This window comes from Streptococcus mitis, assembly GCF_000722765.2.
In the GTDB taxonomy this organism is placed as follows: domain Bacteria; phylum Bacillota; class Bacilli; order Lactobacillales; family Streptococcaceae; genus Streptococcus; species Streptococcus mitis_AQ.
On the sequence record NZ_CP028415.1, the window covers coordinates 389,927 to 410,352 of the forward strand.

General features: G+C 39.0%; 20 protein-coding genes, 13 tRNA genes, 3 rRNA genes and 1 pseudogene. 32 read left to right on the top strand and 5 right to left on the bottom strand.

Annotated features, from left to right (window positions below; genetic code table 11):
* Positions 1-27: 27 nt before the first annotated feature.
* From SK637_RS02075 to SK637_RS02100, 5 genes are all read right to left on the bottom strand, one after another.
* On the bottom strand, positions 28-1,194 hold the full coding sequence (locus tag SK637_RS02075; protein ID WP_033688184.1) for a tyrosine-type recombinase/integrase: 1,167 nt from the start codon (positions 1,192-1,194) through the stop codon (positions 28-30).
* A 408-nt stretch (positions 1,195-1,602) separates the two neighbouring features.
* The gene (locus SK637_RS02085) at positions 1,603-2,745 is read right to left on the bottom strand and encodes a Fic family protein (RefSeq protein WP_050489866.1); all 1,143 of its coding nucleotides are present in this window, start codon (positions 2,743-2,745) and stop codon (positions 1,603-1,605) included.
* 419 nt (positions 2,746-3,164) lie between these two features.
* A complete protein-coding gene (locus SK637_RS02090; RefSeq protein WP_033688188.1) occupies positions 3,165-3,704 on the bottom strand; it encodes a hypothetical protein in 540 nt (179 codons plus the stop codon).
* A gap of 47 nt (positions 3,705-3,751) precedes the next feature.
* Complete coding sequence (locus tag SK637_RS02095; RefSeq protein ID WP_000505375.1) at positions 3,752-4,021, bottom strand: DUF4177 domain-containing protein; 270 nt, start codon at positions 4,019-4,021, stop codon at positions 3,752-3,754.
* 39 nt (positions 4,022-4,060) lie between these two features.
* Entirely contained in the window at positions 4,061-4,582 is a 522-nt protein-coding gene (locus SK637_RS02100; RefSeq protein WP_033688189.1) for a helix-turn-helix domain-containing protein, read from the bottom strand.
* Between the two features lie 201 nt (positions 4,583-4,783).
* Between SK637_RS02100 and SK637_RS02105 the strand changes: the two genes are divergently transcribed.
* The 32 genes and pseudogenes from SK637_RS02105 to SK637_RS02260 all read left to right on the top strand — a co-directional run bounded on the left by SK637_RS02105 (position 4,784) and on the right by SK637_RS02260 (position 20,424).
* The gene (locus tag SK637_RS02105; protein ID WP_000794673.1) at positions 4,784-4,981 is read left to right on the top strand and encodes a helix-turn-helix domain-containing protein; all 198 of its coding nucleotides are present in this window, start codon (positions 4,784-4,786) and stop codon (positions 4,979-4,981) included.
* 230 nt (positions 4,982-5,211) lie between these two features.
* Positions 5,212-5,814 carry a Rha family transcriptional regulator gene (locus SK637_RS02110; RefSeq protein WP_033688200.1) on the top strand — a complete coding sequence of 201 codons (603 nt, stop codon included), beginning with the start codon at positions 5,212-5,214 and terminating at the stop codon, positions 5,812-5,814.
* Between the two features lie 11 nt (positions 5,815-5,825).
* On the top strand, positions 5,826-6,086 hold the full coding sequence (locus SK637_RS02115) for a hypothetical protein (RefSeq protein ID WP_033688190.1): 261 nt from the start codon (positions 5,826-5,828) through the stop codon (positions 6,084-6,086).
* A gap of 320 nt (positions 6,087-6,406) precedes the next feature.
* Positions 6,407-6,712, top strand: a complete 306-nt coding sequence (locus SK637_RS02125; protein WP_237397639.1) for a hypothetical protein — start codon at positions 6,407-6,409, stop codon at positions 6,710-6,712.
* Positions 6,669-6,872: a hypothetical protein gene (locus tag SK637_RS02130; protein ID WP_033688191.1), complete on the top strand. Its 204-nt coding sequence runs from the start codon at positions 6,669-6,671 to the stop codon at positions 6,870-6,872. The genes SK637_RS02125 and SK637_RS02130 overlap by 44 nt, the downstream gene beginning before the upstream one ends.
* A 1-nt stretch (position 6,873) precedes the next feature.
* Positions 6,874-7,080, top strand: coding sequence for a hypothetical protein (locus tag SK637_RS10055; protein ID WP_078352928.1), 207 nt, complete (start codon positions 6,874-6,876; stop codon positions 7,078-7,080).
* 4 nt (positions 7,081-7,084) lie between these two features.
* Positions 7,085-7,357, top strand: coding sequence for a hypothetical protein (locus tag SK637_RS02140; RefSeq protein ID WP_033688202.1), 273 nt, complete (start codon positions 7,085-7,087; stop codon positions 7,355-7,357).
* Positions 7,344-8,228, top strand: a complete 885-nt coding sequence (locus SK637_RS02145) for a conserved phage C-terminal domain-containing protein (protein WP_033688192.1) — start codon at positions 7,344-7,346, stop codon at positions 8,226-8,228. The genes SK637_RS02140 and SK637_RS02145 overlap by 14 nt, the downstream gene beginning before the upstream one ends.
* An 11-nt stretch (positions 8,229-8,239) precedes the next feature.
* Positions 8,240-9,062, top strand: a pseudogene (locus SK637_RS02150) (ATP-binding protein).
* Between the two features lie 5 nt (positions 9,063-9,067).
* On the top strand, positions 9,068-9,223 hold the full coding sequence (locus SK637_RS09835; protein WP_000344069.1) for a hypothetical protein: 156 nt from the start codon (positions 9,068-9,070) through the stop codon (positions 9,221-9,223).
* An 89-nt stretch (positions 9,224-9,312) separates the two neighbouring features.
* On the top strand, positions 9,313-9,507 hold the full coding sequence (locus SK637_RS02155) for a hypothetical protein (protein ID WP_000090304.1): 195 nt from the start codon (positions 9,313-9,315) through the stop codon (positions 9,505-9,507).
* 83 nt (positions 9,508-9,590) lie between these two features.
* Complete coding sequence (locus tag SK637_RS02160) at positions 9,591-10,451, top strand: phage major capsid protein (RefSeq protein WP_033688194.1); 861 nt, start codon at positions 9,591-9,593, stop codon at positions 10,449-10,451.
* 9 nt (positions 10,452-10,460) lie between these two features.
* Positions 10,461-11,012 carry a hypothetical protein gene (locus SK637_RS02165; RefSeq protein WP_033688195.1) on the top strand — a complete coding sequence of 184 codons (552 nt, stop codon included), beginning with the start codon at positions 10,461-10,463 and terminating at the stop codon, positions 11,010-11,012.
* A 425-nt stretch (positions 11,013-11,437) separates the two neighbouring features.
* A complete protein-coding gene (locus tag SK637_RS02170; RefSeq protein WP_237397640.1) occupies positions 11,438-11,785 on the top strand; it encodes a DUF722 domain-containing protein in 348 nt (115 codons plus the stop codon).
* Positions 11,786-12,039: 254 nt separating this feature from the next.
* The gene (locus SK637_RS02175; RefSeq protein WP_033688196.1) at positions 12,040-12,375 is read left to right on the top strand and encodes a YjcQ family protein; all 336 of its coding nucleotides are present in this window, start codon (positions 12,040-12,042) and stop codon (positions 12,373-12,375) included.
* A gap of 474 nt (positions 12,376-12,849) precedes the next feature.
* On the top strand, positions 12,850-14,241 hold the full coding sequence (gene rlmD / locus SK637_RS02180) for a 23S rRNA (uracil(1939)-C(5))-methyltransferase RlmD (protein WP_033688197.1): 1,392 nt from the start codon (positions 12,850-12,852) through the stop codon (positions 14,239-14,241).
* Between the two features lie 26 nt (positions 14,242-14,267).
* A tRNA-Glu gene (locus SK637_RS02185) sits at positions 14,268-14,339 on the top strand.
* A 242-nt stretch (positions 14,340-14,581) separates the two neighbouring features.
* Positions 14,582-16,127: ribosomal RNA gene (locus tag SK637_RS02190) — 16S ribosomal RNA — on the top strand.
* 52 nt (positions 16,128-16,179) lie between these two features.
* Positions 16,180-16,252 (top strand) — tRNA-Ala (locus tag SK637_RS02195).
* 125 nt (positions 16,253-16,377) lie between these two features.
* A 23S ribosomal RNA gene (locus SK637_RS02200) occupies positions 16,378-19,278 on the top strand.
* A 76-nt stretch (positions 19,279-19,354) separates the two neighbouring features.
* Positions 19,355-19,470: ribosomal RNA gene (gene rrf, locus SK637_RS02205) — 5S ribosomal RNA — on the top strand.
* Together the 16S, 23S and 5S rRNA genes with 13 tRNA genes alongside form the textbook arrangement of a ribosomal RNA operon.
* A 4-nt stretch (positions 19,471-19,474) precedes the next feature.
* Positions 19,475-19,547 (top strand) — tRNA-Val (locus SK637_RS02210).
* Between the two features lie 2 nt (positions 19,548-19,549).
* Positions 19,550-19,622: transfer RNA gene (locus SK637_RS02215), tRNA-Asp, on the top strand.
* A 24-nt stretch (positions 19,623-19,646) separates the two neighbouring features.
* Positions 19,647-19,719 (top strand) — tRNA-Lys (locus SK637_RS02220).
* A gap of 5 nt (positions 19,720-19,724) precedes the next feature.
* Positions 19,725-19,806: transfer RNA gene (locus SK637_RS02225), tRNA-Leu, on the top strand.
* Between the two features lie 18 nt (positions 19,807-19,824).
* Positions 19,825-19,897: transfer RNA gene (locus SK637_RS02230), tRNA-Thr, on the top strand.
* Positions 19,898-19,919: 22 nt separating this feature from the next.
* Positions 19,920-19,991, top strand: a tRNA-Gly gene (locus SK637_RS02235).
* Positions 19,992-19,998: 7 nt separating this feature from the next.
* Positions 19,999-20,084, top strand: a tRNA-Leu gene (locus SK637_RS02240).
* 11 nt (positions 20,085-20,095) lie between these two features.
* Positions 20,096-20,169, top strand: a tRNA-Arg gene (locus tag SK637_RS02245).
* Between the two features lie 15 nt (positions 20,170-20,184).
* Positions 20,185-20,258: transfer RNA gene (locus SK637_RS02250), tRNA-Pro, on the top strand.
* Between the two features lie 5 nt (positions 20,259-20,263).
* Positions 20,264-20,337: transfer RNA gene (locus SK637_RS02255), tRNA-Met, on the top strand.
* A gap of 13 nt (positions 20,338-20,350) precedes the next feature.
* Positions 20,351-20,424: transfer RNA gene (locus tag SK637_RS02260), tRNA-Ile, on the top strand.
* Positions 20,425-20,426 lie beyond the last annotated feature (2 nt).

The window sequence follows — 20,426 nt, forward strand, 5'->3', positions numbered from 1 at the left end:
CCCTTAATGATGAATTTTAAGAACTTTTTAGGAACTTTGTAACTTCTCAATGGCTTTTTCATAAAAGGAAGTCGCCTTTTTCTTATTGTCTTTGGATAGGTGGCTATAGATATCCATAGTCATTGAAATTTTAGAATGGCCTAGCCGTGTTTGGATTTCTTTGTAAGGCAGGCCAGCATTAAGCAATAGACTAGCGTGGGTGTATCGGAAGGCATGGAAACTCAAACGAGGACATCCAGCCAGTTTTAAATGCTTTTCTAGTCTAAATCTAAGCGCCCCAGCTTCTCTATAGTTGTCAAAGGTATCAGAGAACACTTTTTCAAAAGTTACCCCTATTTCCCTACCTATTTGGGATTGTCTTGCTTTATAGAGCCGAAGCATGAGTACCGTTTTGGTATCAAGTGCTATTTCTCTAATACTACTTTTACTTTTAGGGCTAGTGATTTCCTTGAGGGTGTTTAAAGTCTTGGTAACTGAAATGCTACCGTTTTGTAAGTCAATATCAGACCATTTCAATGCTAAACACTCACGAATACGCAAACCAGTAGCTAGAAGTGTCTTATATAACACCGTATCAGAGAAATTTTTGTAAGTGTTTGGCAACTGATCCAGATAATCTAAGAATTTTTTCAAATTGTCGTCATCCAGATATTTCAGTTTTTGCCCTTCTTTGGGTTTGCGCCGTGGGACGATGATATCACTAGCTGGGTTTGAAGCAATGACTTGCAAGGAAACGGCATAGGATAATATGCGTTTATTTAAGGCATGAAGTTGATTATATTGCTGATAACCTTTTCCTAGTTGATTGTAATCTATTGCCCACTGGTTTACCTGGTGCTGGATGATTGGGGGCGTTAGTTTATCTAGTTTGTAGTCTCCAAAGGCTGGTAGGAGATACTTTTTTATGTTGTTTTTTGCCCCTATAAGAGTGCTATGTTTGACTGTATGGCAATAATTTTCTAGCCAGAGTTCCGTCAATTCCTGATAGGTGGTAACGTTAATGGCTTTTGTGACTGTTGAGCCGTTTTTTTTAAACTCTACCTTGGCTTGGATAGCCTTGCTTTTGAGCCTGTTCTTAGTTCTGTCTGAAATAGTTGTCTTGACTTTCTTACCTGTTACGGTATCGATGCCAAGATAAACGCTGGAACGGTAAACTACTGATCCATCTTTCTTTTTGTACTCTGTAATCTTCATGGTCTTACTCCTTTTCCATCAGCAGGCAAGCAATTAGAAAAGGTTTTGAGTTTATACCATGCGAGAGGCTACGAAAACCCCCTTATTTTCGATTTTAAGCAGTCAGACGATAAATTGTACCAGAATAGGAAACAAGACGGATATGGGGCTTATATGAGGTTTGAAAAAGCCTCAGTATTTCAAGAGTTTTACTTAGAAAATAAAAAGGAAGTAACAACTAAGCTACTTCCCTGGAGCGCTGAGGCTCAAAGTTTAAAAATATGAGGGTAAACCTCTAAGTAACTTAATTATAGATTAAAGTCTAATAGATGTCAATCAGCAGGCAAGCAATTAGAAATGGTTTTGAGCTATACCATGAGAGAAGTTACGAGAATTTTAATTTAACTTGCCATTAATAAATAGTGCTAACTATTTTGTACTATAATCAAAGAATTCTTCAACAATTGCATGTTTTAATGGGCGCTTTGCAACTTTAATTAATATTTTTTTGTTTTCTAAATCTTTTATAGTTTGTTTTAGACTTCTTTGTGAATATTCAGTATGTTGTAAAAGGTTCAAAAGTTCATTGTCGTTAATGCTTGCTTCAAAATCTGACACAAATAATTGGGATTGAATAAGTAGAAATAATATCGTTGCTTCAATATCAGTGAAACTACTATCTTGCAATTTTTGATGGTAATAGTATAGCATTTCTTGTTTTTCTGATAGTGTATTTATTATTTCATATTGTCCCTTAATAATAAAACTTAAGATTGTATGTACAAATTGAGTACCATCTGCTTTGTTTAGTATGTTTCCAGTATCTGAGAATGCTTTATAGTATTTATTTTTATCTTCATTTATTTTTTTACTAATAATAAGGCCTGAAAATTTATCTAATTTTCTTGAAAGATACTTAGATAGGATATAACGGCCAGTTCTTCCATTGCCATCATAAAACGGATGAATGTTTTCAAAAAAATAATGTGCTAGACTAGCTTTTATAAGGAAAGGAACATTTTCTATATTGATGAAATTAATCCAGCTAAGTAGCATTTCCTTAATTGTTTCTTCTTTACCTGGCGCAATATGCTCTATCTTCCCATTTCGATTATTAACAATAGAGACATAGTTTTTCCTAAATAGTTCACCATCCAGTTCATCATCATCTTCAATTTCTCCGCTAGTTAATGCATTATATATTTCTCGAATATGAGTTAGTTCTGTTATATTTAGATAATCTTCTGAAAGTATATCTAGATACATTCGGACAGTAGATTTATGTTTCAGTTTTTCTTTTTTATCTTTGTTAAGAGCCTCAATTGCAACTGCTACATCTTTTCTTGTAGTTCCAATGCCTTCAATTTCATTTGTGGAAATAATGGCATTGAATAGTTGTTCATTATAAAATTGTTGATGAGCAACGTCTGGTAGATCATTAGCTAAATCGGTGATAGTAGAAGATAATTCGATGATTTTTTGGGAAAGAAGTTGGATTTCCATAATTGGTACAACAAATAGTGGATATTCGTTTGTTGCGAACTCCTCTTTTTTCATCAGATATGGAAACATTGTAGTTTTTGTGGTGCCGTATCCATTTATTCTTTGTAGGTATTCTTTTTCATAAATACTACGTTCACTGTAATAAATTTTTTTTAGACTTTTATACTCCATACTCTAAATTTAATTAATGACAAAAATGTAACTTTGTCATTAATAGCTCCTTTTAATTTTTTAATTATTGACAAAAACGCTATTTTGTTAATAATAGCTCGATTTAATTTTTTAATTATTGACAAAAACGCTATTTTGTCAATAATAGATTGATTTAATTTTTTAATTATTGACAAAATAGCGTTTTTGTCAATAATTATTTTTCCGTTTTTTTGCGCTTTAGTCTGTAAAAATGGCTTTCTATTCTTCAATTTCCTCTGTATTTGCACAATAGACCTTAGAAATAGGGGCGCTATTGGCGAATATGGGGGAGTTTTTTAATTTACGATGAGTTCTCCAACAGGGATAAAATCTTTTTGTTTTGAAGATTTTGCGATTAAGTCGTATTGATCAGCAGATTTTTCATACCCAAGGGAAAGAGTAGTACTGTCGTCTGGTAATTTTTTAGCAAACTCAGATATAGACATCCGAAATACAGTAATTGCATTTTGCTGATTAGTTGTAGCAGAATTTGAATTGATTGCGTCCATAGTCTCTTTAGCGTTATCTTTAGCCGTTCCAGTTAGCAAAATCATGATTGTATCATGCGGTTCGGATGAATCTGAATCGATTACGTTATTTTGAATTTTTACGCTTATTGCGCCAGTTGATTCAGGATCTAATTTTGACTTGATTTCAGAAATTAGGTTGTCGTATTTATTGTTATCTACTTTGGCTTTTGTGTTTGTTGAAGTAGTGTTTTTTTGCTCCGTTTTTGGTTGCTCCGAGCTATCTTTAGTAGTTGATTGATTATTAGAGCAAGCTACTAGAACGGTAGCAGAAAGTAAAATAGCTGACGTGCCTAGTAATTTTTTCATAAGTAGCCTCCTATATGTATGCTGATGTTTTAAAAGATGGGGAATTTTTATAGAATCTTCTCAAATACCATTGTGGCTTGGATACGGTCACCACCGCCTAGTCCTTTGCTTCCACCATTGGCGGTTGTGATTGTATGCAGGCGATAACCTTTTGAAGCTTGTTTATTGATAACATCTTCTAATTCTGTAAGGTTTCCTGATCCAGTACCGAAAAATTTTTCTTTCAAAGTTACCTGAAGGACAACGTAGTGTAGTCCATTTACTCCAGATGCAGTAGAAAAGCTTCCTTCTTGTTTTACAGTGTCAAAAAATCCCATGAGAGTTACTCCTTTTATTATGTTAGTAATTGATAAAAATTAGTCAATGATTTTTTTGTATTGTTCGAATTGTTCTTCTATTGCATCTTCCTTGTAAAGTATATTAGATATTTTAATTAATCCTTCAGTTGGCATATAATTTAACTTTACAGAGTACATAGATTTAAGCTTTTCTACATCTGTTTCTGTGTACCTGTAATAGGAATTCAGTTCAGATAAATCTTGTAATTGATAAAAAATCATTTCTATTTGTTTATCAGATAAAACGATATCACTTAGTGTAATAAAGTCTAAAAATCTAATAAATGCTTCTTTGTTCATCCTCTCCATAACATTGTTATGGAAATTGATTTCATCTTCCGTAACATCATCAATATTGAATCCTAACAGATATCCAACACTGACTCCGAATATATCCGCTAGATGCTGGGCTTTTTCTGGTTTTATCTGGCTTTCTCCGTTTTCCCAACTTTGTAATGTTCTTAGAGGTATACCATTATCTTTAGCAAAAGCTACTTGCGTGATTTTATCTCGTTTTCTCAATTCCTTTAATCTATTCATTTATATCAACACCTTTCAAAGATTATTATATCACGTTTTCAAAATCCAAACGCAAAAAAATCGCATCTTTTTTTTAAAAAATGATTGATAACGCAAAAAATAAGCGGTATAATTCAAAATGTAACGCATATATCTTGCGTTATAATTCAACACTTTTTAAATTATTCAACTGATATTTTCCAATAAAGGAGGTTTAGTACTATGAAAAATAACATGAGATTATTATTAGCTAAGCAACGTAAGAAAACTGCTGATGTTGCAGAGGCTACAGGAATTTCAAAAAGCACTTTAACGGCTTTGTACTATGAACGTGCAAAGAATCCAAGTCTTGATACGTTAAAAAAAGTATCTAGTTACTTGGGCGTTACGCTGGATGAATTTCTAGATACGAAAGAATAGAAAGGAGCGAACCAATCGTAATACTACTCTACATTTATAGATTTCTCATGTGGTGCTTTACTACTGGGGATTGATAAACGGATCTAGCTAAATATTCGCTTGCTTGCTACCTATAGCAGTATCAAGGGTTTGTAGGGGTTCATATTCTCCGATTTTACCCTACTTTAATGCTTTACCTTGGTACTGTTTTAGGTGGCAAGCACGAGCAACAAGAAGAAAGGAGTGAACCAATGGAATTGGTTTATATGGACGGCAAGAAAGAGCCGTATACACTGAGCAGTATCGTTGCCGACTGCGCTGAAATTAAGCACAGACATTTGAAGATTTTGCTGAACAAGCACCGAGAGGACTTTGAAATCTTCGGAAAGGTGCAATTTAAAATTTCACCTTCAAAGAGTGGGCAAAATGTACGGGACTATATTTTGAATGAGCAACAAGCAACCTTGATGATCACTTACTTACGAAATACAGAACCCGTAAAAGAGTTTAAGAAGAACCTGGTTAAAGCCTTTTTTGAAATGCGTGATGAACTTTCTAAGCGTTATCTTCAAAGAGAACTGGAAAAACCAAAGCGCAAGACCTTAACCGAAGCTATCAAATCATGGGAGAAAGCGCCCAAGCATGCCTATAGTACACTTACAAACTTATTGCTAAAGGGAGCGACTGGGAAAAACAAAGCCCAACTCATGCAAGAGCGAGAAAGTGGAAACGGTATTGACAGTTTAACCAGTGATGAACTTACAAACTATCAGCGCTTGGAAGATATGGCAATAGCTATGATCAACTTGAATAGGGGGTATCATGAAATTAAGGAATTAATTTTTAAATCATAGGAGTATAGACAATGGAAAATGAATTTAAGACAGTTACAAATGCCAAGGGGTTAGAAATTCCTAAGTATCCCAAGGATTTTAAAAAGCTAGTTGAGAAAGACAGACAACTAGCCGAATATCTTTGTATGAACTACGAGAACCTGGAGAGTGAAGACCTGGGCGCATTTCTTGAAACGGTTGAGCAGGGATTCAGTTGGATTCTGGATCTTATCGAGAGTAAAGACTTGCTTTATAAACCAAAGTCAGGTAGTAATCATGCAAAAAGAAAATAAAAAAATCACTTGCTCAAATTTTAGACGAGGCGAGCAAGCGACACAATTCAGAGTATAGAAATTTTTTCTATGCTCCTATTATAGCAGAAAACAGCTATTTTATCAAATACATACAAAAACCGAAGAGCAGGCAAGCAATTAGAAAAGGTTTTGAAAAACAAGTGCTGACAGGGGGATTCTAAGACTTTGTTTAGCTGAAAAATGGGTAATTACTCACGAAATACCACTACAAGCGTTCGCCAACTAGGGGCAATCGCCCAGCGTTTGGAGTGGTGCTAATTACGTATAGGAAACAGGCAAAAAAAGCACAGGAAAACAATATGACATTAAATATAAAGGAAATTCAAGAGCAAGGAGGCAGACTTGGAGATGTGCTTCCCAGAATTGAATTAGTAAGACAGTTGAGTAATTCGCTGATAATGGCGAAAAATAACGGAGTAGATACTGATATCTTATCTGGACAGATGACAGAGGGGTTAGGCGTTATTCGTGACCAGATGGAACAACTCTATAGAGAGTTGGATGGGATTGCAGTTTATCTCCTTAATTGTGAGAATTTTGAAGAATTGGGGTACAAGTCAGATGAAAATTCCAGATGTAATGAAAGTGACTCAAGTAGAAATTGATGATTTTATGGCCGATTTAAAGGTTAACAATCCAAATCTATTACAGTTTATTATTGATTTTTTAGATAACAAAGTATCTATCAAGGAAGTTGAAGCTTTCCAAAAGATGGAACATCAAGCCCAACAGTTATATATCAAGAATTACAAAGCGAGGGCATAGCATGAATGAACTAGATTTAAGCAATACACAGGCGCTTATTTTCACCGTGATTTTGATTGGCTTTCTAATTTACCTAAACCATCGAGACCGCAAAAAGAGCGCCCAACTGGATCGAGAAAACAGGAAACTAGGAGAAAGACCTAGTGAGAGTTTAAGCCCTGACTATGGGCGATATATCCAACTTGCAAGCATTAAGCCGTGGAGGTGATGATATGTTTGAAAGAATGATTGAAGAAATTCAAATAAAAATATTAGAAGCCTTAGAACGTTACCTGAAAAGTTATGAGAAAATACCTCCCCGAATCATTGGGCTGATTTCCGCAAAACGAGTACAAGAAGAGTTAGATATAAAATACCTGACCTTGCAAAAATGGGAAAGAATGGGCCTGAAGCGTTATCAGCCCCTGGGAGACGATAGCAGAAAAGTTTATTATAAAGTGGACGACATTTATAAGTTTATGGGGGTATATGATGGCAAAAACTAAAGTATATTTTTGGTTGAAAATTGATAAGAAATTTTTTGACAATCTCTTTATTAAGCGACTCAAAAGTATGCCTGGCGGTTATACCATGACAGTAATCTATATCCGCATGATGTTAGAAAGTCTTGAAAGTGATTGTATTCTGTATTACGAGGGATATTTTGAAACATTAAAAGAAGAACTAGCCTTGAAATTAGATGTTTCAGAAGATGATATATCTATGACTATAGCTTATTTTACGCAATGTGGCCTGATTCAGATTGATGAAGATAAGAATGCCGAGTTAACCCAAGCAAAAGCTTTAGTACAACAAGAAACAAACCATGCTGCATATATGAGAAGTTACCGCAAAGAGCAACAAGAGAAAGAAAAAAATCTTACAATGTTATCTAATAATTTTACAACGTTATCTACATGTAAGACAGAGATAGAGATAGATAAAGAGTTAGAGCAAGATTTAAAGTTAGATATAAATAAAGAATATATAGCCGAGGAAACCTCGCCTAATGAGCAAAGCTCATCTTTCATTTTTCCTACTTGGCTTGAAGAAACAGCTATAAAAGATTTAGAGAAAACAAAACATAAAGAACTTTGGGTTCCTATTGCTTATCTGAATCAAGTAGCTAACAAGAGATATAAATTTGTTGACAAGACTAAAAGGCTTTTACTAGCACGATTCAAAGAAGGCTATACACTTGAAGATTTTAAACAGGTGATAGATATTAAAACGGCAGAATGGAAGGATAGTCCTGAATTTTCTAAATATCTGAGACCTGAAACACTTTTCGGTTCTAAGTTTGACGGTTATTTGAATCAAAAGCCTAAAACAATAAGAGGGAAGTCTGAAGATAACTTCCCAGACCTACCATTTTAGGAGTTGCAAAGATGAAGGAACAATTTAAAGAATTTAATAACAGAAAAATATCAGATAAAGTTTGTGATATTCATCAGGTAAATTACTGGGAAATTTCTATACCTGTAGTAGGGGGTTCAGAAAGAAAAATACAACCATTTTGCCCGGAGTGTGTGAAGGGGGATATTAAACAAAAAGAGAAAGACCTATTACAGCGGTTTGATGATAGACAAACATATTTTAAAACTTATGATGTATTAATGCGTGATAGTACAATTCCTAAAGAGTTAAAGGGAGCGACATTTGATAATTTCTTTGTTAAGACTATAGAGGAAGGTCAGATGTTAGAGTTTGTAAAGGGGCAAGCCCAGAAATACTTTAATCAGCGGTAGCACAGGAATAGGAAAAAGTCATTTATCGCTTGCCCTGGCCAAAGAAATCAATGAGAGTTTCAGAGAGAAGAACGATCCTAAGAGTGTCTTATTTGTCAGCTTAACCGAGATTATCAAGCAGATAAAAGAAGGTTGGGCTTATGGAAGAAATGCCAACTTAACAGAATATGAGGCGGTTAAAAAGCTTGTTGATGTTGATTTTCTAATCATCGATGACCTGGGCGCAAAAAATGGGACAGTAACACCTAAGAGCGATTGGGAACAGGATTTCTTGTTTGATATTATCAACAATCGAGAAACTACGATTTTCAACACGAACCTAGATAGTAGTGAACTACGGACGGTGTACAATGCTAGAAATTCAAGTAGAATTTTGAAAGGTTTAGAAGGGAACACTTTTAAGGCTTTCACAATCAAAGATAAGCGATACACGATTAACACAGTGAGAGGAGAGAAAGGTTAATAGATATGGATGAAATGAAATTTTCAACAGAAAAAGGCTTTATTGTCTACGAAAAATGTGGTATAATAGAGATAGAAAAAGTTCCAAGATTTGGAGAGATAACTTTAGTCTACTCAGATGGGAAATTTACTCATCTAGTCAAAAAAGAAACTAAAAAATAAGTCTATTGAGAACAACTCAGGGGCATACCGTAAGCATATAATGCTAGTGGTATGTCCCTTTTTGTTTGAATAGAAAGGGGGTGAGTATTATGGCAAGAGATACTTCTTTAGGGTATATAGTAGCCAATAAGTTTTCTATGGATCCAGATAAAAGACAGAAAATATTTTCTCAGTGTAAAAAAGAAGATAATAGCTTAGAACAACGGAAACAAGAAATACTAGAAAAATATGCTGACAAAAATAAAGAATCAACAGCTAGAAAAAATGATTTTAAAAGCTCGTAGAGTTCTAAAAGAAAAGCTAAGAGCTAAGAACTTTAGAAAAAATTATAAACAACGAGGAGCAATAAAGAGATAAAGGAGAAAAAATGACAATTAACTTGGCTAAACAAAAAGAAAATCTAGAAGCTTATATCCGGAGTACAGGTTATAACACTAGAGGGATGAAAGTAGAAAATAATCATGTACTCATTGAAAAAACAATCCTTGATAGTTACGAAGACGAACATCAACGTAAAGAACTGGTTGATTTAGTAAATATTATTGAGACTCGTACCCGTGGTGGGGAGTATGAAGTAACTGACTTTGAATCTGATTCATTACAAGAAGTTAGCGAAAATTCGGTTGAGAGAACAGAAGCAGATAAAAAGAAAACTATCAGCGTTAATTACTTAGTTAAATTATTCAGTGGAAAACTTGATTTTTCACAGGAACAATTAGATGATGGCCAATATAATTTAACGGATTTTCTTGGTAAGAAGATTATTAAATTAAAACGTAGAACACGAAATAGAGAGATTGGGAAAATTCTCCAAACTGCGAAAGTGCAGACTGTTACAAGTATGGACGACTTGAAATCTATTGTTTCTTTAATCAATCCAGAGCGCAATGTATCTATGGTTGTTAGTCAATCACTATTTAGTGTCTTAGAAAAAATGAAAGACACTTCAGGAAATTATCTTCTTAAAGTTGATAAAGAGACAGGAACAAGTGAAACATTCTTTGTAGATAACTTTTTAATTGTAGATGATACAACATTAGGGAATAAAGGTGACCAAAAAGGCTTTATCGGAGATCTAGAAAACTTTGTTACTTTGTTTGATCGCAAGAAAGATACACTTAGTTGGGTGAATGCGAATGACTATTTTGGAAAACGGTTGATTTTATATACCAGATTTGATGTAAAAAAAGTTGAAGAAGATTGTGGTTACTTTATTCAATGGAACTAGGAGAAAGAAATGGATATTAATCAAGTATTTGAAACACTGGATGATCTAGATAATAAAAAAAGTAAGATTAATTCAGCACGAGAACAGTTAAGCGAAAAAAGGAAAAGCCTGTTAGGCAATCAAGCAGTTTCATTTGAGAACATAGATTCTTTTTTGTCAAATAACTTAGAATCTTTAGAGCAGCTGGAAAAGATGGAAAAAGCTATTAATGGCCTTCAGGAAAAATTTGATAGTGATTTTTCAGAAGCTAATGCAGTCATCTTTGAATACATTTTTAAAGAAACTAAGCAACGGATGGAAGCTAAGAAGATCTATAAACAATACCGAAAGAAACTTAGACGAATTCTGGACGCATATGATGAAATTCAAGAACTGAAGAAGGATGTAGAAGAAATCCATACAGGTGTAGTCAGAGAAATAAGTCAGAGACATTCTCTATCGCCGTATCGAACAGAAGTAAGCCCGCTTACTGTCCTACCATTCTTAACCCCTGATTCTAGCGGATGGATGAATTTTTCTAAGGAATATCGTGAGATTAAAGAGTATTTAGGTAAAGAGTAATTCATTAGAAACAAGGCTGATTTGAATATCAAGAAATTGATAGCTATATCAAAAATGGCCTTGTTTTTAATTTCAGTAAATTAGTTTCACAAAATGAAGAAAGCATAAACTAAAACAGAGTATAGGTTTGAAAGCCATGTATATCAGTAAGTTATAGAATGGGGTGAGTTTCACAGAATGTAAGATAAGAGAAACTGGGGAATAAATTAGAGGGATACTTCTTTAAATTGTCATATTGAAGAGTTGTCAAACTTAAAACAATGATACCTGGTAAGTGGAGTGTTGAAAGGCTTTTAAGCTTTTGTCAGTTTGACAGAATGCAAGATAAGAAAATTTTAAAATTGAAGTGGAGGTACTTGGCTATGTATGAACTGAGTAACAGAGACCTGGACGGGATAGATATCGAGTTAGGGCGATATAGAACGATGGCTAATAAAATTTACTTGAGAAGACAAGAGTTGATACATAACAAGAAACATGGGAATGAAACGTATATTAGATCTCAGGGCAAGAAAGTTTCAAGTCCTACTGAAGATACTATAATTAGAATTGAAGAAGATTTAACCTTAAGATATCTGGAAGGTTTTAAATTAATTGTAGATACCTTGATGGAAAATCTGATTGATACTGATCTAGTCATCTTTAAAATGAGATTTTTAGAAGCTGGTGTGACTTGGGAAGACGTGGCAGAGAAACTAAATAAAAGTACTCGTTATATAAATAGTCGAAGAAAAGTAATCGCTAAAAGATTTATAGAACTGAAAGGATATTGACTCCCCCCACGTTGAAAAAAATTTTTTGAATACTTTGGGAACCGGTGAAGGGAACTTTTTCCAAGTCGGAGACCTCCAGACAAAAAGGGGGTAAAAACTGACCAATTTACCAGAAAAATGATTAGTTTTGAATGGCAGTATATATACTGAAGAGGAGAAATAGATAAAACTTGATTTATTGCAGGAAGATAGCAAAAGAGCTATAATAAAGTGGAGCGCAAAGGATTATATTTTTAAAAAAGGAGATTGTAGTCATGGCAAAAAATGATTATTGGGTAGTTGTGTATAAAATCCTTAATTATTATTTTCAGAAAATGAAGCATGGAGAGCCGGCCGATGAAAATGAAATAAACTCTTCCGTCCTGGAAATTCCCCACCAGTATTTAATGGATGTCTATCGTAATTTATTTGATGATGGATTTTTGACAGGTACTTGTGTAACTGGAGACATGTCTGGGGATGTTTATATTGAGAATTTGTCTCTTGTTAGAATTACAACTAAAGGTATTGAATATTTGGAGGACAACTCTAAAATGAAACAGGCTTATAAAATTTTGAAAGAAATAAAAGATTGGATACCTGGAATGTAGCGCTGGGGATATATGAGCGCTAGTGAAATAATTAGTAGGCCGAAAGCTATTATAATCGAATTTATTGGATTTTATGAAGTAGTGTTTTTCTGATTTGGTTTGATAAAATAGAGGTGTGAGGGGGATTTCGTCCTCCATCTTAGTGTTTATCTCTCTTTTGCGAGAGTCAGGTTTACGTTTTTTTAAATTTTTGAGAGTATATAAATTTGGTGAGGATATGCTACAATATTACCAGGTAATAAAAAAAGCACGTTTGACCGTGCTAGTTTCTTGCCTGCTGAACTCATCATATAGTGTAGTGGCTCCTTTATGGGGCTTTTTTTGTGAACATTTTTAGGAACTTTTAAAGAAATTAAAGAAAATATAAGGAAATATGATTTTAAAGAAAATCAGGAATATCAAGGCCTTTACTTACTAATGAAATATAAAAATCAAGCGGTAGCGGAATAACTCAAAATGTGATAAGATAGGGGTATGAATCTGAAAGTGAAACAAAAAATACCATTAAAAATCAAGCGCATGGGAATTAATGGTGAGGGAATCGGCTTTTATCAAAAAACATTAGTCTTTGTGTCTGGTGCTCTCAAAGGAGAAGATATCTATTGTCAGATTACTTCTATTAAACGTAACTTTGTTGAGGCAAAATTACTGAAGGTCAACAAGAAGTCTAAATTCCGTGTTGTGCCAGCTTGTACTATTTACAATGAGTGTGGAGGTTGCCAAATCATGCACCTGCATTATGATAAGCAGCTAGAGTTCAAGACGGACTTACTTCATCAAGCGCTAAAAAAATTTGCCCCTGCAGGATATGAAAATTATGAAATCCGCCCGACGATTGGAATGCAGGAACCCAAGTACTATCGTGCTAAGTTACAATTTCAGACTCGAAAATTTAAAAATCAGGTCAAGGCAGGTCTGTATGCACAAAACTCTCATTATTTGGTAGAGTTGAAAGACTGCCTAGTACAAGATAAGGAAACCCAAGTGATTGCTAATCGCCTAGCAGAATTGCTTACTTATCACCAGATTCCAATCACCGATGAGAGAAAAGTTCTAGGTGTTAGAACTATAATGGTTCGACGAGCAAGAAAGACTGGACAGGTTCAGATTATTATTGTTACAAACCGTCAGCTTAACTTAACCCAACTAGTAAAAGACTTAGTTAAAGATTTTCCAGAAGTTGTGACAGTAGCTGTGAATACAAATACAGCTAAAACCAGTGAGATTTATGGTGAAAAGACAGAGATTATCTGGGGAGAAGAGAGTATTCAAGAAGGTGTACTCGATTATGAATTTTCACTATCTCCTCGAGCTTTCTATCAACTAAATCCTGAACAAACAGAAGTCCTTTATAGCGAGGCAGTAAAAGCGCTGGATGTTAGTAAAGAAGACCATTTGATTGACGCTTATTGTGGAGTTGGAACAATTGGTTTTGCCTTTGCAAAGAAAGTAAAAACACTCAGAGGTATGGATATTATTCCAGAAGCTATTGAAGATGCCAAGCGAAATGCTAAAAGAATGGGATTTGACAACACACATTACGAAGTTGGAACAGCGGAAGAGATTATTCCTCGCTGGTATAAAGAAGGCTACCGAGCAGATGCTCTGATTGTAGACCCACCACGTACTGGTCTGGATGATAAGTTATTAGACATTATTCTTACTTATGTACCAGAAAAAATGGTTTATATTTCTTGTAATGTTTCGACCTTGGCTCGTGATTTGGTGAGGTTAGTAGAAGTCTACGATATCCATTATATTCAGTCGGTCGATATGTTTCCACACACCGCTCGAACTGAAGCTGTTGTAAAGTTAATTAAAAAAGTTTCAAAAAAGGTGTTGACAAAGTTAGAAAAGTCGGTATAATAGTAAGAGTTGAAAATAACAACTCTGGTCCGTTGGTCAAGGGGTTAAGACACCGCCTTTTCACGGCGGTAACACGGGTTCGAATCCCGTACGGACTATGGTATGTTGCGGTTAGAACACTTGATGAAAAAAGTTTTAAAAAAGTTTCAAAAAAGTGTTGACAAGAAAAAGCAGCTGTGATATACTAATATAGTTGTCGCTTGAGAGAAGTAAGTGACAAAGACCTTTGAAAACTGAACAAGACGAACCAATGTGCAGGGCGCTATAACTAAGGTTATAGTACTGAACAATGAAAAAACAATAAATCTGTCAGTGACAGAAATGAGTGAGAACTCAAACTTTTAATGAGAGTTTGATCCTGGCTCAGGACGAACGCTGGCGGCGTGCCTAATACATGCAAGTAGAACGCTGAAGGAGGAGCTTGCTTCTCTGGATGAGTTGCGAACGGGTGAGTAACGCGTAGGTAACCTGCCTGGTAGCGGGGGATAACTATTGGAAACGATAGCTAATACCGCATAAGAGTAGATGTTGCATGACATTTACTTAAAAGGTGCAATTGCATCACTACCAGATGGACCTGCGTTGTATTAGCTAGTTGGTGGGGTAACGGCTCACCAAGGCAACGATACATAGCCGACCTGAGAGGGTGATCGGCCACACTGGGACTGAGACACGGCCCAGACTCCTACGGGAGGCAGCAGTAGGGAATCTTCGGCAATGGACGGAAGTCTGACCGAGCAACGCCGCGTGAGTGAAGAAGGTTTTCGGATCGTAAAGCTCTGTTGTAAGAGAAGAACGAGTGTGAGAGTGGAAAGTTCACACTGTGACGGTATCTTACCAGAAAGGGACGGCTAACTACGTGCCAGCAGCCGCGGTAATACGTAGGTCCCGAGCGTTGTCCGGATTTATTGGGCGTAAAGCGAGCGCAGGCGGTTAGATAAGTCTGAAGTTAAAGGCTGTGGCTTAACCATAGTACGCTTTGGAAACTGTTTAACTTGAGTGCAAGAGGGGAGAGTGGAATTCCATGTGTAGCGGTGAAATGCGTAGATATATGGAGGAACACCGGTGGCGAAAGCGGCTCTCTGGCTTGTAACTGACGCTGAGGCTCGAAAGCGTGGGGAGCAAACAGGATTAGATACCCTGGTAGTCCACGCCGTAAACGATGAGTGCTAGGTGTTAGACCCTTTCCGGGGTTTAGTGCCGTAGCTAACGCATTAAGCACTCCGCCTGGGGAGTACGACCGCAAGGTTGAAACTCAAAGGAATTGACGGGGGCCCGCACAAGCGGTGGAGCATGTGGTTTAATTCGAAGCAACGCGAAGAACCTTACCAGGTCTTGACATCCCTCTGACCGCTCTAGAGATAGAGCTTTCCTTCGGGACAGAGGTGACAGGTGGTGCATGGTTGTCGTCAGCTCGTGTCGTGAGATGTTGGGTTAAGTCCCGCAACGAGCGCAACCCCTATTGTTAGTTGCCATCATTCAGTTGGGCACTCTAGCGAGACTGCCGGTAATAAACCGGAGGAAGGTGGGGATGACGTCAAATCATCATGCCCCTTATGACCTGGGCTACACACGTGCTACAATGGCTGGTACAACGAGTCGCAAGCCGGTGACGGCAAGCTAATCTCTTAAAGCCAGTCTCAGTTCGGATTGTAGGCTGCAACTCGCCTACATGAAGTCGGAATCGCTAGTAATCGCGGATCAGCACGCCGCGGTGAATACGTTCCCGGGCCTTGTACACACCGCCCGTCACACCACGAGAGTTTGTAACACCCGAAGTCGGTGAGGTAACCGTAAGGAGCCAGCCGCCTAAGGTGGGATAGATGATTGGGGTGAAGTCGTAACAAGGTAGCCGTATCGGAAGGTGCGGCTGGATCACCTCCTTTTCTAAGGATAAGGAACTGCGCATTGGTCTTGTTTAGTCTTGAGAGGTCTTGTGGGGCCTTAGCTCAGCTGGGAGAGCGCCTGCTTTGCACGCAGGAGGTCAGCGGTTCGATCCCGCTAGGCTCCATTGGTGAGAGATCACCAAGTAATGCACATTGAAAATTGAATATCTATATCAAATAGTAACAAGAAAATAAACCGAAAACGCTGTAGTATTAATAAGAGTTTATGACTGAAAGGTCAGAAAAATAAGGTTAAGTTAATAAGGGCGCACGGTGGATGCCTTGGCACTAGGAGCCGAAGAAGGACGTGACAAACGACGATATGCCTTGGGTAGCTGTAAGTAAGCGATGATCCAGGGATTTCCGAATGGGGAACCCAACAGGTACTACCTGTTACCCGCATCTGTTAAGGATGTGAGGAGGAAGACGCTGTGAACCGAAACATCTAAGTAGCTGCAGGAAGAGAAAGCAAAAGCGATTGCCTTAGTAGCGGCGAGCGAAACGGCAGGAGGGCAAACCGAAGAGTTTACTCTTCGGGGTTGTAGGACTGCAATGTGGACTCAAAGATTATAGAAGAATGATTTGGGAAGATCAGCCAAAGAGAGTAATAGCCTCGTATTTAAAATAGTCTTTGTACCTAGCAGTATCCTGAGTACGGCGGGACACGTGAAATCCCGTCGGAATCTGGGAGGACCATCTCCCAACCCTAAATACTCCCTAGTGACCGATAGTGAACCAGTACCGTGAGGGAAAGGTGAAAAGCACCCCGGGAGGGGAGTGAAATAGAACCTGAAACCGTGTGCCTACAACAAGTTCGAGCCCGTTAATGGGTGAGAGCGTGCCTTTTGTAGAATGAACCGGCGAGTTACGTTATGATGCGAGGTTAAGTTGAAGAGACGGAGCCGTAGGGAAACCGAGTCTGAATAGGGCGCCTTAGTATCATGACGTAGACCCGAAACCATGTGACCTACCCATGAGCAGGTTGAAGGTGCGGTAAGACGCACTGGAGGACCGAACCAGGGCACGTTGAAAAGTGCTTGGATGACTTGTGGGTAGCGGAGAAATTCCAAACGAACTTGGAGATAGCTGGTTCTCTCCGAAATAGCTTTAGGGCTAGCGTCGACATTAGAGATTCTTGGAGGTAGAGCACTGTTTGGGTGAGGGGTCCATCCCGGATTACCAATCTCAGATAAACTCCGAATGCCAATGAATTATGGTCGGCAGTCAGACTGCGAGTGCTAAGATCCGTAGTCGAAAGGGAAACAGCCCAGACCACCAGCTAAGGTCCCAAAATAATTGTTAAGTGGAAAAGGATGTGGGGTTGCACAGACAACTAGGATGTTAGCTTAGAAGCAGCTATTCATTCAAAGAGTGCGTAATAGCTCACTAGTCGAGTGACCCTGCGCCGAAAATGTACCGGGGCTAAAACAATTTACCGAAGCTGTGGATACCTTTATAGGTATGGTAGGAGAGCGTTCTATGTGTGATGAAGGTATACCGTGAGGAGTGCTGGAACGCATAGAAGTGAGAATGCCGGTATGAGTAGCGAAAGACAGGTGAGAATCCTGTCCACCGTAAGACTAAGGTTTCCAGGGGAAGGCTCGTCCGCCCTGGGTTAGTCGGGACCTAAGGAGAGACCGAAAGGTGTATCCGATGGACAACAGGTTGATATTCCTGTACTAGAGTATGTAGTGATGGAGGGACGCAGTAGGCTAACTAAAGCAGACGATTGGAAGTGTCTGTCTAAGCAGTGAGGTGTGAACTGAGTCAAATGCTTAGTTCTATAACATTGAGCTGTGATGGGGAGCGAAGTTTAGTAGCGAAGTTAGTGATGTCACACTGCCAAGAAAAGCTTCTAGCGTTTAAACATACTCTACCCGTACCGCAAACCGACACAGGTAGTCGAGGCGAGTAGCCTCAGGTGAGCGAGAGAACTCTCGTTAAGGAACTCGGCAAAATGACCCCGTAACTTCGGGAGAAGGGGTGCTGACTTTAAGTCAGCCGCAGTGAATAGGCCCAAGCAACTGTTTATCAAAAACACAGCTCTCTGCTAAATCGTAAGATGATGTATAGGGGGTGACGCCTGCCCGGTGCTGGAAGGTTAAGAGGAGTGCTTAGCGTAAGCGAAGGTATGAATTGAAGCCCCAGTAAACGGCGGCCGTAACTATAACGGTCCTAAGGTAGCGAAATTCCTTGTCGGGTAAGTTCCGACCCGCACGAAAGGCGTAATGATTTGGGCACTGTCTCAACGAGAGACTCGGTGAAATTTTAGTACCTGTGAAGATGCAGGTTACCCGCGACAGGACGGAAAGACCCCATGGAGCTTTACTGCAGTTTGATATTGAGTGTCTGTACCACATGTACAGGATAGGTAGGAGTCTAAGAGATCGGGACGCCAGTTTCGAAGGAGACGTTGTTGGGATACTACCCTTGTGTTATGGCCACTCTAACCCGGATAGGTGATCCCTATCGGAGACAGTGTCTGACGGGCAGTTTGACTGGGGCGGTCGCCTCCTAAAAGGTAACGGAGGCGCCCAAAGGTTCCCTCAGAATGGTTGGAAATCATTCGCAGAGTGTAAAGGTATAAGGGAGCTTGACTGCGAGAGCTACAACTCGAGCAGGGACGAAAGTCGGGCTTAGTGATCCGGTGGTTCCGTATGGAAGGGCCATCGCTCAACGGATAAAAGCTACCCTGGGGATAACAGGCTTATCTCCCCCAAGAGTTCACATCGACGGGGAGGTTTGGCACCTCGATGTCGGCTCGTCGCATCCTGGGGCTGTAGTCGGTCCCAAGGGTTGGGCTGTTCGCCCATTAAAGCGGCACGCGAGCTGGGTTCAGAACGTCGTGAGACAGTTCGGTCCCTATCCGTCGCGGGCGTAGGAAATTTGAGAGGATCTGCTCCTAGTACGAGAGGACCAGAGTGGACTTACCGCTGGTGTACCAGTTGTCTTGCCAAAGGCATCGCTGGGTAGCTATGTAGGGAAGGGATAAACGCTGAAAGCATCTAAGTGTGAAACCCACCTCAAGATGAGATTTCCCATGATTTTATATCAGTAAGAGCCCTGAGAGATGATCAGGTAGATAGGTTAGAAGTGGAAGTGTGGCGACACATGTAGCGGACTAATACTAATAGCTCGAGGACTTATCCAAAGTAACTGAGAATATGAAAGCGAACGGTTTTCTTGATTTGAATAGATATTCAATTTTGAGTAGGTATTACTCAGAGTTAAGTGACGATAGCCTAGGAGATACACCTGTACCCATGCCGAACACAGAAGTTAAGCCCTAGAACGCCGGAAGTAGTTGGGGGTTGCCCCCTGTGAGATATGGAAGTCGCTTAGCTCTAGGGAGTTTAGCTCAGCTGGGAGAGCATCTGCCTTACAAGCAGAGGGTCAGCGGTTCGATCCCGTTAACTCCCATAGGTCCCGTAGTGTAGCGGTTATCACGTCGCCCTGTCACGGCGAAGATCGCGGGTTCGATTCCCGTCGGGACCGTTTAAGATAACGGAAGTTATTTTAGACTCGTTAGCTCAGTTGGTAGAGCAATTGACTTTTAATCAATGGGTCACTGGTTCGAGCCCAGTACGGGTCATATATGCGGGTTTGGCGGAATTGGCAGACGCACCAGATTTAGGATCTGGCGCTTAACGGCGTGGGGGTTCAAGTCCCTTAACCCGCATTGAGATATAATAAATGAGCCGGCTTAGCTCAGTTGGTAGAGCATCTGATTTGTAATCAGAGGGTCGCGTGTTCAAGTCATGTAGCCGGCATTTTTAGATAGAAGAAAACAGTGCGAACGTAGTTCAGTGGTAGAACACCACCTTGCCAAGGTGGGGGTCGCGGGTTCGAATCCCGTCGTTCGCTTAGAGAGGCCGGGGTGGCGGAACTGGCAGACGCACAGGACTTAAAATCCTGCGATTGGTAACGATCGTACCGGTTCGATTCCGGTCCTCGGCATAAACTAATGAGCACCCTTAGCTCAACTGGATAGAGTACCTGACTACGAATCAGGCGGTTAGAGGTTCGACTCCTCTAGGGTGCATTTTTCTATTTAACTCGGGAAGTAGCTCAGCTTGGTAGAGTACTTGGTTTGGGACCAAGGTGTCGCAGGTTCGAATCCTGTCTTCCCGATATATGGCGGTGTAGCTCAGCTGGCTAGAGCGTCCGGTTCATACCCGGGAGGTCGGGGGTTCGATCCCCTTCGCCGCTATAATGATCTTGTTGGACCTTTAGCTCAGCTGGTTAGAGCTCTCGGCTCATAACCGAGTGGTCGTAGGTTCAAGTCCTACAAGGTCCATT